The organism is Pauljensenia sp. 20925_1_25 (genome assembly GCF_041433955.1).
Taxonomy (GTDB): domain Bacteria; phylum Actinomycetota; class Actinomycetes; order Actinomycetales; family Actinomycetaceae; genus Pauljensenia.
In genome coordinates this window covers 1-13397 of record NZ_JAPWCL010000014.1, presented here as the reverse complement: position 1 = coordinate 13397, position 13397 = coordinate 1, and the positions used below count along the sequence as shown (strand labels likewise).

At 64.5% G+C, this 13397-nt stretch carries 13 protein-coding genes and 1 rRNA gene; 6 read left to right on the top strand and 8 right to left on the bottom strand.

The window, feature by feature from the left end; genetic code table 11:
• The first annotated feature begins 45 nt into the window (after window positions 1-45).
• The 5 genes from O3932_RS07190 to O3932_RS07170 all read left to right on the top strand — a co-directional run bounded on the left by O3932_RS07190 (window position 46) and on the right by O3932_RS07170 (window position 3322).
• Window positions 46-312: a WXG100 family type VII secretion target gene (locus O3932_RS07190; RefSeq protein WP_347715871.1), complete on the top strand. Its 267-nt coding sequence runs from the start codon at window positions 46-48 to the stop codon at window positions 310-312.
• 107 nt (window positions 313-419) lie between these two features.
• Window positions 420-1283 carry a WXG100 family type VII secretion target gene (locus O3932_RS07185; protein WP_371537322.1) on the top strand — a complete coding sequence of 288 codons (864 nt, stop codon included), beginning with the start codon at window positions 420-422 and terminating at the stop codon, window positions 1281-1283.
• A gap of 1 nt (window position 1284) precedes the next feature.
• Window positions 1285-1878: a hypothetical protein gene (locus O3932_RS07180; RefSeq protein WP_371537319.1), complete on the top strand. Its 594-nt coding sequence runs from the start codon at window positions 1285-1287 to the stop codon at window positions 1876-1878.
• A gap of 11 nt (window positions 1879-1889) precedes the next feature.
• On the top strand, window positions 1890-2414 hold the full coding sequence (locus O3932_RS07175; RefSeq protein WP_371537316.1) for a hypothetical protein: 525 nt from the start codon (window positions 1890-1892) through the stop codon (window positions 2412-2414).
• On the top strand, window positions 2411-3322 hold the full coding sequence (locus O3932_RS07170; RefSeq protein WP_371537312.1) for a hypothetical protein: 912 nt from the start codon (window positions 2411-2413) through the stop codon (window positions 3320-3322). The genes O3932_RS07175 and O3932_RS07170 overlap by 4 nt, the downstream gene beginning before the upstream one ends.
• A gap of 63 nt (window positions 3323-3385) precedes the next feature.
• Here O3932_RS07170 and O3932_RS07165 read toward each other — a convergent pair whose 3' ends face one another.
• The 6 genes from O3932_RS07165 to O3932_RS07140 all read right to left on the bottom strand — a co-directional run bounded on the left by O3932_RS07165 (window position 3386) and on the right by O3932_RS07140 (window position 10390).
• The gene (locus O3932_RS07165; RefSeq protein WP_371537309.1) at window positions 3386-5758 is read right to left on the bottom strand and encodes a sensor histidine kinase; all 2373 of its coding nucleotides are present in this window, start codon (window positions 5756-5758) and stop codon (window positions 3386-3388) included.
• Entirely contained in the window at window positions 5758-6396 is a 639-nt protein-coding gene (locus O3932_RS07160; protein ID WP_371537306.1) for a DNA-binding response regulator, read from the bottom strand. The genes O3932_RS07165 and O3932_RS07160 overlap by 1 nt, the downstream gene beginning before the upstream one ends.
• 328 nt (window positions 6397-6724) lie before the next feature.
• Window positions 6725-7585, bottom strand: coding sequence for a metal ABC transporter permease (locus tag O3932_RS07155; protein ID WP_371537303.1), 861 nt, complete (start codon window positions 7583-7585; stop codon window positions 6725-6727).
• Window positions 7582-8538 (bottom strand): metal ABC transporter permease, encoded by a 957-nt coding sequence (locus O3932_RS07150; RefSeq protein WP_371537301.1) that lies wholly within the window; start codon window positions 8536-8538, stop codon window positions 7582-7584. The genes O3932_RS07155 and O3932_RS07150 overlap by 4 nt, the downstream gene beginning before the upstream one ends.
• A complete protein-coding gene (locus tag O3932_RS07145; RefSeq protein WP_371537299.1) occupies window positions 8535-9251 on the bottom strand; it encodes a metal ABC transporter ATP-binding protein in 717 nt (238 codons plus the stop codon). The genes O3932_RS07150 and O3932_RS07145 overlap by 4 nt, the downstream gene beginning before the upstream one ends.
• Complete coding sequence (locus O3932_RS07140) at window positions 9251-10390, bottom strand: metal ABC transporter substrate-binding protein (protein WP_371537297.1); 1140 nt, start codon at window positions 10388-10390, stop codon at window positions 9251-9253. The genes O3932_RS07145 and O3932_RS07140 overlap by 1 nt, the downstream gene beginning before the upstream one ends.
• 151 nt (window positions 10391-10541) lie before the next feature.
• Here O3932_RS07140 and O3932_RS07135 point away from each other — a divergent pair, with 151 nt between their 5' ends.
• Window positions 10542-12311 (top strand): dolichyl-phosphate-mannose--protein mannosyltransferase, encoded by a 1770-nt coding sequence (locus O3932_RS07135; protein WP_371537294.1) that lies wholly within the window; start codon window positions 10542-10544, stop codon window positions 12309-12311.
• A 174-nt stretch (window positions 12312-12485) separates the two neighbouring features.
• Here O3932_RS07135 and O3932_RS07130 read toward each other — a convergent pair whose 3' ends face one another.
• Window positions 12486-13010 carry an NADPH-dependent FMN reductase gene (locus O3932_RS07130; RefSeq protein WP_299240109.1) on the bottom strand — a complete coding sequence of 175 codons (525 nt, stop codon included), beginning with the start codon at window positions 13008-13010 and terminating at the stop codon, window positions 12486-12488.
• Window positions 13011-13223: 213 nt separating this feature from the next.
• A 5S ribosomal RNA gene (gene rrf / locus O3932_RS07125) occupies window positions 13224-13340 on the bottom strand.
• Window positions 13341-13397 lie beyond the last annotated feature (57 nt).

Here is a 13397-nt window from a genome sequence, read left to right as displayed (position 1 = left end):
AAGACTCCGCCGACCACGGCGGGGCACAACACAAAGGAGACTCTGATGGCATTCGTCGGTATGGATGTGGAGCAGGTACAGAACCTGTCTCGTCAGCTGCAGCAGAAGGCGTCGGACATCGACAACATCATCACCACGCTGAACAGCACGATGCAGTCGACGGAGTGGAAGGGACAGGACGCTGACCAGTTCCGTAACGATTGGAATTCTTCCCTGACCCAGAAGCTGCGCCAGGTTTCGCAGTCTCTCAAGGACGCAAGCCAGAAGGCCTCGCAAAACGCACGCGAGCAGCAGGATATCTCGAACAGGTGATTCTCCGGATGGGGCTCCGTCTCCACCGGTGTCGGAGCCCCATCATCTCAGCGTGACGCCCGTTCACCGGACACACAAGAATGATCGACTAAGCAGAAGGAGTCATCATGGCAGCCGTCGGCGCAGATGTTGAACAGCTACGCAAGACAGCGCAAACCTTCCGCCAGAAGGCGGAGTACCTGGAGTCCACCATCACCCAGGGGCTCTCCCGACAGATCACCGAAAGCCCCTGGAAAGGTACCGACGCCGACAGCTTCCGAAACCAGTGGCAATCGGACCTCGCACCGAAAGTCCGTCAGGTTGCTGAAGCACTGCGCAAGAGTGCGGACTCTCTGACCCGCAACGCCAACGAGCAGGAGCAAGCATCATCACCGGGTGGAGGATCCTCGGGAGGGGGCACCTCCGGCGGTGGTGGTGGTTCACACTCAGGCGGGGGCACAAATTCCGGCTCACGTGATTATCTCCAGGATTTGAATAACCTCTTGGAGGAAACAAAGCCTCACGGACTCATGTGGGATTTGTTCAATACAGCCCTTAAACCCAAAGACGCTGCTCTTCTCTCCTCCATTGGAGGCGCAAAAGGACTCAACGCTTTCTTCAAGGGTGCAGGCATTATCGGCTCTGTCAATGACACCAAGAATTTCTGGAATGCCATGTCGAACGGAAACGATTATGACAAATTCTCGTCCGGAGTGGATCTGGCTGGTGGTCTTTTGCAAAACGCGCCATTCGGCAGTGCCCCACACCTAGCTGGAACCGCTTTGAAGGCCGCTAAAACTATCGGAGAAGAAGCTTCAAAAGCAGTGAGCAGTGGCCCCTGGCCCAAAGGCGTCAGCGTATTTGATGCTATGGCTGAATGCACTGGCGAAAAGCCCGCAAAGGACTTCATCGGGCGCGCCTCTCAAGTGGTCCGGGGCGGCGCAATAAACCTGGGCAATTCCGTTTTCACTACAATTAGAAAGCTGTTCTGATATGACGATCCTCCTTACTGACGATGAACTGGTTACCATCGGTCGGATCAAGGACGGGTGGAATTGGCCGCTTATGACCGTTCCCACGGACTCACGCGATGAAGCGGATAACCGTGGGATCCGTTCACTCCTCGTGCGTGGGCTGGCGACGGAGGAAGGCCCCCACCCTGATCTCGAAGTCATCGCGGGCTACGGCAGTGCAACACGCACGATCGCGACCATGTACATCACCACCGACGGCGAGCTGGCGATTCCCGACATCCAGCTGTTCATTCTGACGAACGACAACGAGACGTGGCTCAGCGACCTACGCATGCCGATGGGCATCCACCGCATCGACCACATCACGTCGGATGTGTTGGCCGAGGTCATTGAATCGACGTGCATGAGTTTCATCGACGAGTCGCTTGGAACCGACGCCTCCGGTTTCGTTGTTCTCGATTCCCGGGGAGAGATCTCCCGCGGATTCCAAATCACAGACACTGTCTCAGCTGTGCGCCGCGAGGGAGAAGAACTGGTCGTCGAGAAGAGACTTTTCCCCACCTCAGAATCAACGCGGCTGCCCGCGCTTATTCAGGCACTCATCGCACAGTAGGAGAACACAACATGGAAGTGTTGTTACCTATCCTCATCATCGTCGCGCTCGGTTTCCTCGTGTATGGGTGGATCCGGCTGCGTCAGGAAATCTCCGCGAAGATCACCCAGCTGATTTTCCGGAAGACGCACCGCGAGGGCGAGGGGGCGGTGGGCAGAACACACCTCATTACACCGAAATCAGTGTCTGCTCACGCGCTCCTAGAGGCTGCGTGGGAGGCAATCGATGTCCCGGCCAGCGAAAAGGCCCCGCTGTGGTGGCCCGCCAGCATCTTCAAATGGCGCTCGGACGATCCCACCGGTCTCATTTTCCAATCGAAGGGCCGCCTGACCTTCACGCAGTGGTCTGCAACGCTGCTCACCGACAAAGAAGGCACGCAGCTCCTGTGGAGCGTCGTCCAAGCATTGCAGTTCAACGGTCTGGTGCCCGAGGCCAGGAGCCTAGCCAATCTGGAACGGCGCGTCATCAGGGCGATGAGGGCATGTGACCCGTACTGCGAGATCATCAGTGAACAAGGAAAGGTGAAGTGGAAATGAAACACACTACCCCACACTTCATCGCACTGGCGTTTCTCGCCATCGGCCTGCCATGGCTTTTCCTGCTGTCCGACGAGGATCACAGGCTCCTTCCGTCGCTGTTCATCGTTGGTGGTGCGGTAGCGGTCCTGGCCTTGGATTTCTTCGGCCCTGCGGCTCTGCCCGATCCCCTCGCCGCCGAGGACCCCGAGCCGTGGAAGCGTCCGCCCGCCGCCAACGCTGCGGAGGCGCAGGCCTACCAGGCGTGGGTTGCGCAGGCCACCACCGCCGCTCAAGTGGCGCCGAGCATTCTGACGACGCCTGCGGCACCGGCGTTCTCGCAGCCCCCGGCTATCAACGGTGCTCAGCCTGACAGGTACGAGGCCGTGGCGCAGCAGGTGCACACGCCCGCCGCCGTCTCGCCCTCCGCAGTGGATCCCGCGCCGACAGCGGTTGCGCCGTCGATGCCACCGGCCCCGGAACCCCCGGCACCGCGCCAGAGCGCAGCAGAAGAACTCAACCGCCCGATCTCGATTGGCTCGCTCGCGACCTCTACTGAGGCTGCCCCGGTAAATCAGCCGTTCTCGGTTGGCCCGCTCGTTTCGCCCGCACCTGCCCCGCAGCAAGCCCCGGCACCCCAGCAAGCCCCCGAACTCCAGCAGGTCTCGGCACCCCAACAGGCACCGGACATCGCTCAGCCTCAGCAGGCCCCGGTCACCGCCTACGACGATGATGACCTCGACATGACGCGCGCGGCACCCGCCCGCGCGTCCGAGTTCTCCGTCTCTGATGCACTCGACCCGGCGACGCCGTGGGATGTCCAGGCGACGATCGCCCGCACGAGGCCGGACCTGTGGTCGGCACTCTCCAAGAATCCGTCGATTTACCCGGATCTCAAGGCCTGGCTCGAGCGCCATATCAACAAGTAATCAACGCACGAGGCACGACGCACGTGGGGGTCACTGAACTGGGTGGCCCCCACATTCTATAGGTCACCGACTCGCGCGAGCCGTATTCGACTCCACGACGGCCAGCCCCGCGTCGGTGAGGATCGTCGCGGCCCACCGTCTGCCCGCGGGACAGGCACGCACGACGACGCGCCCGGCTACGGCCTCGTCAAGTGCGGCGGTTGCCCGCGCCACGATGAGGTCACGCAGCCGGGCCTCGTTCTCCTTATCCTCCCCGAGGTCCCCGTTGCCGCGGTCATCAAGCAGGAGGACCTCGATGCCGCGCCCTCGCGCGCGCCGCGCTGCCTCCACGACAGCGGTCCCGGTGAAGAAGGGAGCGCGGATCTCGTCGCGCAGCTCCGCCTCGAGCAGACGCGCCTCCATGACGATCTCAGGTGTCACTTCTTCATCCCGGAGTGCCTCGAGGGTCCCGCGCGCGCGAACGGACACGTCGGCGAGCTTGACCGCCATGGCCGAATTAATGCTCACCTGCAGTTCCCTCTCCAGGCGCGCCTGCTCCTCGGCTTTGAGGGCTCGTTCGATTGCGGAGGTCACGGTGCCCGACCACGACACGAGAGCAAACCAGAACATGAACGTGATGATGTGGCCGATCGTGAAGGTAAAGATGAGGCCGGGCGGCCTACCTGAGAGTGCAACCCAGGCGGCGACTGCGACCACAAAGCCGACGCAACCAACGACGGCCTCAGCCGTGCGCTGACGCAGGAGGAGCAGCGCAGCGAGGAACATCGATGCGCCCGCGCTCCACCCGGACCAGCCCGGCCATGCGGACGCTCCCCGAATCGGGGTGAGCACCAGCAGGTTGGACACACCGATCACAGCAGCACTCCCCCACGTCACGAGTTTCGGGGGCACGCGGTCGGGCCACGGTGCCACCAATAGGGTTCCTGCGACGGCCATGATCACGAGGGAGAGGATGACGGGACCCCTGTGAGAGTAGGCCCCGTGGCTGAATTCGATCGCCACCATATAGCTATGAACAACAACGCCGACGAGAGCAAGTAGCCGCGCGCCGCGCGACTCTGCGGCCGCGCGGACCTGCGAATCCCACGCGGTGCGCGACGGGTCTTTGTCGTTCGTGCCTGCGTGTGGCCGCCAGGCGAAGGCGGAGCGAATCGCCTGCCGCGGCCTGAAGCGTCGACTCTGGGGGTCGTGCCATTCCAGGGTCACGCACGTCCCTCCGCCGGGTTGCGAGACCAGGGTTGCGTGTCCCCTGACCGACTCCATCCGATTGACGATGGAGTCCCGGACGCCGTGACGCCCCTCGGTGGGGTGTTCGAGGTCGAAGCCCTGTCCCGTGTCGGTGATCGTCACGCGTATGGAGTCCGCCCCGGCTGAGACGACGACGCGGCAGCACGCAGGCTGGGTCGGGTCCGAGGTGTCAGATCCTGCGTGGAGACGAACGTTGTTGAGCGCCTCGTGGGTCGCGGAGACGAGAGCGGTGCCCACCTGGGCGGGGATCTGCCAGCCTTGAGTGGGAAGGTGACATGTGACCCTCCAGCGCGACTGCTGAGGGCGTACGAGGGCTTCGAAGGCCCCTCGCATCTGCGCGGCGTCCATGAACCCGTTGGAGGGTGGGTCGGGGACGAGGGCGCACAGCGCGGAGTGGGCTGCCGCGCGTACCTCAATATTGTCGATGCCTCGTTGACACGCGAGAATCAGAGCTGAGAGCACATAGTCGTGGATGAGACCGTTGCTACGCGACCGTGCGCGCCCCTGGGCGCGTTCTCCCGCGAGCGCACGCTCGGCGTCGCGTGCGTTGCTGCGGGTCTGGTCGAGGCCGCGCACGATCATGAGCGTCCATTCGAGCATTCCCGCGTTGGCCATGGCGACGAGCAGGAAGTAGAGGGGGCCAACCGATGTTTCGAGTAGTTTGTTGTCGGGGTTGGCACTCATCATGGCGATGATCTGCAGTGGAGCGATGACGCTGAGGTAAGCGGCGGTGGAGCGTCCGCGCAGGACTGCGATGCTGCTGATCGCAGCGAGTGGGTAGAGCGCCAGGATCGGGTTCGTGTCGGAGGCGATGGCGTGGACATAATACGGAGGCACCGGGGAGCCGAGGTGCATGGCTGGCAGGATCGCGCACGCGAGGATGAGCGCCAGGTAGCACGCGAGGTAGAGGCGCGTGAGGATGAACCAGCCGGTATCGGTCCACATGTGCGTGTGTCTGCGTGCGGTTACCGCTTTGATGATCGCGGCGAGCGCGCACGCTCCGGCGCAGAGCGGAAGAATTAGGTTCGGTGAGTAGAACACCCATTGCGCCAGGTCGGACGGTGAGGCCGAGGCGGGGATCAGCTGGGGTCCGCTGAGGATCGTGGTGCAGACGGCGGCGCAGACGGCGGCGAGGACGATGAGGCGCTGCATGTGCAGCGCGTAGGGGCCGAGGTCGCGCGGGTGCATTAGTCGTAGTAGCTGACGAGGCCGTCTTCAGCCGCGCGTCGGAAGAGGTCGACACGGGATTCGGCGGGGCGTCCCGATTCCCTGTATTTATCGCGGATTCGGGCGATGTAGGTGTTGACGGTGTTTTTAGAGACGCTGAGGGCACGCGCCACGGAGGCGGAACTCGCACCGGAGGCGTAGTGGGCGAGGATGTGCGCCTCGAGGTCTGAGAGGTGTTCGGCGACGAAGTCTTCGTCGGCGTCGAGTGCGGCGGCCCAATCCGGGGTCGGAAAGGTGATGCCTTCGGCGGCGGCGAGGACGGCCTCGACGAGGTCGTCGGGGGGCGCGGTCTTGCGGATGATGGATAGGGCCCCGCCGGCGATCGCGCGTCGCACCAGGTAGGGGTCGTCACCGGAGGTGTAGACGACGACGGGGATCCCGTATCCGTTGATGTACGCGATGTTCTTGTCGGGGGCAGAGCCGTCGGCGAGGCGCAGGTCGAGGATGGCGACCTGCCCGCGCTTCCACCACGCTTCGCGGACGGTTGGTGCCCAGCTAATGGATGCGTCGGCACCACGATCTTCGAATGCGGCCTTCACGCCGAGGCCGACGACGCGGTGGTCGTCAATAACGACGATCTGCGCGCTGGTTTTTGTCATCGTGCCTCCCCCGCGCTTCCGCGTCTCGTTGACCTCGCTCAAACGTAATTTTTTCTCAGTCTAATTGCTCAGGAACGCTTTTTTCAACATCCCTGGTCAGCAGGTATTTCGAGTCACGATCTCTGCGCAGGTTTACTTGTGATCTGCTCGGTGAGGGAAGGGAAGCGTCGACATCCACCGAGCGCCTAGACGCCGCGTTTGTCGGGGTTTTTGAAGGGACAACGGATGACTGCCGCCCACCCTCCACGCTCGGGAACGAGGCCTGGTGGCCTTCGCGCGCATCGCGACGCCGGGCGTTTATGCCGAGAAGGCCCGAGGCCGGATTCCCTCAGTGGGAGGCCACCGCGGCGCGCGGGCGAGCGGTACCTCGCGCGCTCATCCACGCGGGCACGCGGGAGGCGAGGACGCATGCCGCGCACAGGAGCGCGATGGTGCCGCCGGCACTGAGGCGAGCGGGCACGGCGATTCCCAGGCCGGCTAGGCCGAGGGCCGCCCCGAGGAGGGGGCACCCGATGAGGAAGGAACGGGCGCTGCGAGCACTGGGCGCGAGCGCCGCAGCGGGGGCGGCTATGAGCGCAATCGACAAAATAGTGCCGACGGCGGGGATCGCGACGGTGACGGCAGCGAGGATGAGCCCGAGAATAATGCGTTCGTTGCGGGCAGCCCCGCGCGCCGCGCCGGGTTCGACGGGGTCGAAGCAGTGGGCCAGGAGCTGGCGGTGTCCGACGGCGACGAGAACCGCGGCGAGGAGCAGGACGGCTCCAGCCCACCAGACGTCCGCAGGCGAGACGGTCATGACGGATCCGGTCAGGAAGGAACTGACGGCGAGGGGCAGGGGCTTGAACCAGGTCGCCAGGAAGTACCCGGCGGCGAATCCCGCCGTCAGGACGATGCCGGCGGCCCCCTGGCTGGAGATCCCGGGGATCGACGCGAGGTAACGCATGAGTGCGACCAGCGGGATCGTCCCGAGGAAGGCACCGACGTAGAGCGCGGCGGACATGCCCGAATGGCCGAGGCCGAGGCTGGCAGCGACGACGACGCCGAGGACCGCGCCGGGGAAGGTGCCGTGGGTGACGGATTCGGCGAAGAAGATGCGCCGGTCGAGGTATGCGAACGCGCCGACGAGGCCGCTGAGAGCCCCGATGAGCGTGACGTGCAGGGCGGGGACGATGAGGAGGCTCAGGATCACGATGCCTCCCCCAGCACTAGCAGATCCGAGGATCGCGTTTCACGCGCCGTTTCACGCGCATTTACCGGGTCCTTCCCTGTTTCACGAACCGTTTCACGCGCGGTCAGGGTTCCCTGAGAGCCCGCCGAGGCCTCGTCCCGACCCACGCGAACCTCGCGCAGCTGCCGGAGCGCGCATGCGAGCGCGAAACAGGCGAGAACGCCCAGGGCCACGCAGGCCTGCGGGGACAGGGGCCGGGGCGCACGCACCAGCGCGACGCCGAAGCCCGCCCAGCCGCCAAGCAGGGCGCAGGCACCCGACAACACCACCATCGAGCGCGTCCCCGCGGCCAGCACGCGCCCGAAAGCGCCCGGCACAATGAGGTAGCCGACGACGAGGAGGACGCCCACGGCCGTCGAGGCTGCGACGACGATGGCACCGAGCGCGGCGTTGAAGGCGATGTCGATCCGGGTGACGGGGATGCCGGACACACGCGCGGCCTCGCGGTCGAAGGCGACAGCGATCTGGGCGCGCCACGTGAGCGCCAAGACCACGGCGGCCACGACGAGCACTGCGGCGCTCGTCCACATCCGGGAAGGCGTGATGTCGAGGAGGCGACCGAACATGAGGGACTCGAGCTGTCCCGACATGTCACCGATGCGCAGGGATATGACGATGCCCAGGGAGAAGAAGGCGGTCAGCAGCACGGCCGTGGTCGCTTCGGAGGAGCGCGGGCGCCGCGAGGCCGCCGTCAGCGAAGCGGCGATGAGCGCCGCGCAGAGCGCGCCACCCGGGATAATCCCCTCGCGCCCACCGACAGCCATGCCGACGACGATGCCCGGAAAAACGCCGTGCACCATGGTCTCGGCACCAAACTCGGCTCGGCGCAGGTTCACGAGGGTCGAAGCCGGCCCCGCTGCCAGGGCCAGCAATCCCAGGACGATGATGGGACGCAGCAGATAGGGAGCGATCATGACAGCGCCGCTATCGCCTCGTCGGCCCCCGACCCGTAGGCGCGCGCGAGCACGGAGGGGGCCAGGGCCTCGTCGACTGGGCCGAGGGCCACCAGCCGCGAGGCGAGCACGCACGCCCGTGAGCACACGTCGCGCGCGAGCGACAGGTCGTGCGTGGAGACGACGACGCCCACGCCGTCACCTGTCAGAGAGGCGATCAGACCCGTGATGATGTCGCGGCTCGGCGCGTCGAGGCCGTTGAAGGGTTCGTCCATCATGACCAGCTCGGGCCGGGCGACGAGGGCGCGCGCCACGAGGACTCGCTGGCGTTGCCCGCCGCTGAGCGTGCCGAATCGGTGGGAGGCACGGTCGGAGAGGTTGACCCGTTCGAGGGCTTCCCCCACCCGACGCCGCATGTCAGCGGTGATGCGCCGACCCCACCCGGCCTCGGCAATGAGTCCCATGGTGACGACCTCGGATGCACTGACCGGGAAGGTCAGGTCCAGGTCAGCGCTCTGCGGGACCAGACCGATTCGCGAGGCGGCGATGCGCACGCTGCCCGACAGGAGCGAGCAGCCGCCGACAATGCCGCGCATGAGCGTGGTCTTGCCGCCGCCGTTGGGGCCGACGAGCGCCAGGGCCTGGCCCTCATCCACGTCGAGGGTCAGGCCGGACAGCGCCGGGGTATTCCCATACCCCAGCGCCGCGTCCTGAAAAGAAACGAGGTGAGACATCACTGACCCGCCAGACGATCAGGAAGCACCGGGACGGTCCCTCCCCACGCATCGGTCAGCGTGCGCACGTTGTGGATGATCGATCCCACGTAGGTGGCTCCCGCGGACCCCTCCGGTCCCAGCGAGTCGCCGTAGAGCGCGTCGTCGCCCACGATAGGGGTCACACCGGCACCGCGCGCAATCGCCTCGATGGACTTGGAGTTGTTCGAGTTTTCAGCGAACAGAGCGACCGCGCCCGAGTCCTTAACGGCCTGCACGGCGGAGGCGATGTGGTCGGCCGTCGCGTCCTGCTGATCGTTGAAGTCGGTGAGGGCCGCGCCGATGAAGCGGATCCCGTAGTCAGCCGAGAAGTATCCAAAGGCGTCGTGGGAGGTGAACAGGACGCGCTGGCCTTCGGGCACGGTCTCGATCGCCTCCGCCACCCACGCGTCGAGGGCACCCAGGTCCTCCAGGTACGAGGCCGTGGCCGCGTTGATCGACGAGGCGGCGTCGGGCGCGGCGGCAGCGAGGCCTGCGCCGAGGTTACCAACCTGGATGCTGGCACGCACCGGCGAGGTCCACACGTGGGGGTCGAAGCGGAATTCGGGTTCTTCGCCCGCGTTTTCCGGAGGGAAAGGCCAGGGGGCGACCTCAACGCGCTCGTTGCCACGGTCAATCGTGTAGGGAGCCTGCGGGTCGGGGGCACCCGGCTTGTCGACGTCGGCGGCGGTCAGGACGCCGGAGGTGACGACCATGCGTCCGTGGAAGCCGGAGGAGGCGACCGCGTCGTCGAGGAAGTGCTCGAGGTCGACACCGGACACGGCCATGACGTCGGCCTCAGCCAGGGCGGCGGTCTGAGCGGGGGTCATCTCATGCTCGTGCGCCGAGGCATTGGGGGCCAGCAGGCAGGTTAGGCTCATCGTGAGGGCCGCGCTGTCGGGGGCAGGGCCGACGTGGGATTGCTTGCCCGAGGCGTCGGTTTTGTCCAGGGAAAGGTCGGTGGAGGCCGCCGCGATCTGGGTGACGTAGTCGCAGATCTGCGTGGTCGTGGCGACAATCTTAAGGCCGTGGGCCGAGGAGGCGGGGGCGCACGCAGCGAGGGGTACGAGTGCGAGGCCCAGGACGGCCATAGCCGCACGGCGAGCTGTTGAGAGGATCATCATCGCTCCTAGAATATTTTCGGGTACCCGAAATTATAGAGCCATTCGAGAATAATTCTCAAGACTGTCGCGGTGCACATCCGCCCACACCCCTCAAGAGACGTGCAGACAATTGTTCACGCGTTGACACAGACAGCTACACTCGGCACTAATGGACACAACGAACGCACACCACGACACATCCGAGGACGCCGAGGCACCCGATACCCACGTCCAGACAGCCGACAACACGCAGGCGAGGCAGACAGCCCCCGTGCCCGCGGATCCGTCACCAACAGAGGACTCCCCTGCGACCACCGTCCTCGCGGAGCCAACCACGGCCTCGTCAACGAACGAGTCAAGCCCCTGGCATACCCGCCTCCACAGCCCCGCCGCCGACTGGGCGGCGACCGTGATCGCGACGATTGTCGCAGCACTCATCCGCCTGCCCGGCCTGGACAACGTCCGCACACTCGTTTTCGACGAGACCTACTACGTGAAGGACGCATGGTCCCTGCTCACGCTCGGCTACGAGGGCACGTGGCCCAACAACTACGACGCCTCCTTCGTCGCGGGCAACGTATCCGGGCTCTCCGCCGCGGGCGGCTACCCCGTCCACCCGCCCACCGGCAAGTGGATCATTGCGATCGGCATGAAGATATTCGGACAAACAGACCCCGTGGGATGGCGCATCACGACCGCAATCTGCGGCATCATCACCGTGTTCCTCCTCTGCCGGATCACGCAGAACCTGTTCCGCTCCCCCGCCCTCACCCTCCTCGCCGGGCTTTTCCTGGCGACCGACGGCATCGCCATCGTCATGAGCCGCACCTCTATCCTCGACGGTTTCCTCGCAATGTTCGCGCTTGCCGCCTTCTTCTGCTTCGTCAAGGACCAGCAGATGTCCCGACCGATGCTGGCACGCAAGCTCACCGAATGGGACGGCATCGGCGCTCCGCGCGGCGGATGGCACGACCTGAGTGAATTCCTGCACGGACGCGATCGACGCGGCTTCATGGTCGGCCCCAATGCCGGCAGACGCCCCTGGCTGCTCGCCGCCGGCATCCTGTGCGGCCTCGCCTCCTCGGTCAAGTGGTCCGGAATCTACGTCCTGGCGTGCCTCGGCCTTTTCGTCGCAATTCGCGAGGTCACCTACCGCTGGCGACTCGGGCACCCCTCCCCCATCCGGGGCGCTCTCATCGCCGACGTCTGGTGGGCATTCATCCTGATGGTCCCCAGCGCGATCCTGACCTACATCGCCTCCTGGATCGGCTGGTTTATGCACCCCCAGGCCCACGGGCACGGCCGTTCGGGCATTCCAGGATTCGCCGGCACACTCGCCGACCTATGGCTGTACCACAAGGAAATGTGGACGTTCCACACCGGCCTGACAACCCCGCACACCTACCAGTCCAATCCCTACATGTGGCTCACCCAGGTGCGCCCGACCTCCTTCCACTGGGCTAACGACGCGACGATTACCGGCTGTGCCTCCGGCAACTGCGCAACAAACGTCGTTGCCCTGGGCAACCCTCTACTCTGGTGGATCGGCATCGGAGCGCTGCTCGTCGTGATCGTGGCGACCCTGTGGTATCGGAACTGGCGCTCGGGAGTCATTCTGGCAGGCTATCTCGCGCTGTACGCTCCATGGCTTCTCTACGCTCACCGCACGATCTTCACCTTCTACACGGTCGCCTTCGTCCCCTTCGTAGCCCTCGCGGTCGCCTGGATGATCTCGCTGCTCGCCGGGTTCGTCACGGTGGATGGAGTCCCCGAGGCCGTTCTCCCGCCGCGTCACACGGTGATCACCGGACGCGTCATGGCAGGGGTCCTCATCGTCGCGATCCTCGGATGCGCACTCTACTTCATGCCACTGTGGCGCGCCGACGTCGTCGACTACGACTTCTGGCGGGCACACATGTGGTTGCCATCCTGGATCTAATGGCTCACAGCAGATGCCATACAAAAGGGTGGGGTCCGGTAGCTAAACCGGACCCCACCCTTTCACTTTGAGCGATGCCGCATCACGTCCGAACGTTCAACAACTCATGCCAGACTGCGGCCGAATAACACTCCGTCGCACCCAAAGATTGAGAGCACCACTCAGGAAGGCCTCTCACGCCAGAGAGGCAAGGAGCTCGCGGATCTGAGCATTAAGTTCATCGGAGGGCTTGAAAACGCCGTCCTGGAAGTCAGAACCAAGGTTGATACCGACCTGCTGTTCACGAACGTCAGCACCGAACGTCGACACAATCTCGTGCAGGTGCTCAAGAGGCGTTGCAGCACCGTACCAGGAGTATCCGACGAGGCCGACCGCCTTGTCCTTGAGCGTTGCCGGGGGCAGGTAGTCGATTGCATTCTTCAGAACCGCAGAGACGGAGTGGTTGTACTCCGGGGTCACGAAAAGAACAGCATCCTGCGCCTCGATGTTCGTGCGCAGACGAACGGCCTCAGGCAGCTCAGGAGCCTGCATCGACGGGGGCATCTCCTCAGCAAAGAGCGGCAGATTATAGTCGCGCAGATCGAAGAAGACGGTCGCAACGCCGTCGACCTGACGGGCCTGCTCCTCGATCCAACGGACGACCTGCTCACCAGCGCGGCCGGGGCGTACGGAACCAAGAACGATAGCAACGGAAGTCATGATGTTTCCTTTCAAAGTCTTATTGAAACATCAACTACTATAGATCGCGGAAAAGTTAGACACAAGGACAATCGCTATCATTTAGGACACAAGTCCCATGGCGCCGCAGCGCTGCGATTCCTCTGACAAGCGTGCGCGACCCGCGAGGAAGGGCTGCGCTTGATACGCGAAGGGCCTCATCCGTTTGGATGAGGCCCTTCGACTTAAAGTGTGTTGTGGCGGTGTCCTACTCTCCCACAACCTATCGGTTGCAGTACCATCGGCGCTGCCGGGCTTAGCTTCCAGGTTCGGAATGTTGCTGGGCGTTTCCCCGGTGCTGTGACCACCACAAGACTGGTGTTCAACACTGTTCCCCCCTTGTTTTGTTGGTGTCCACATCGTGTGTGG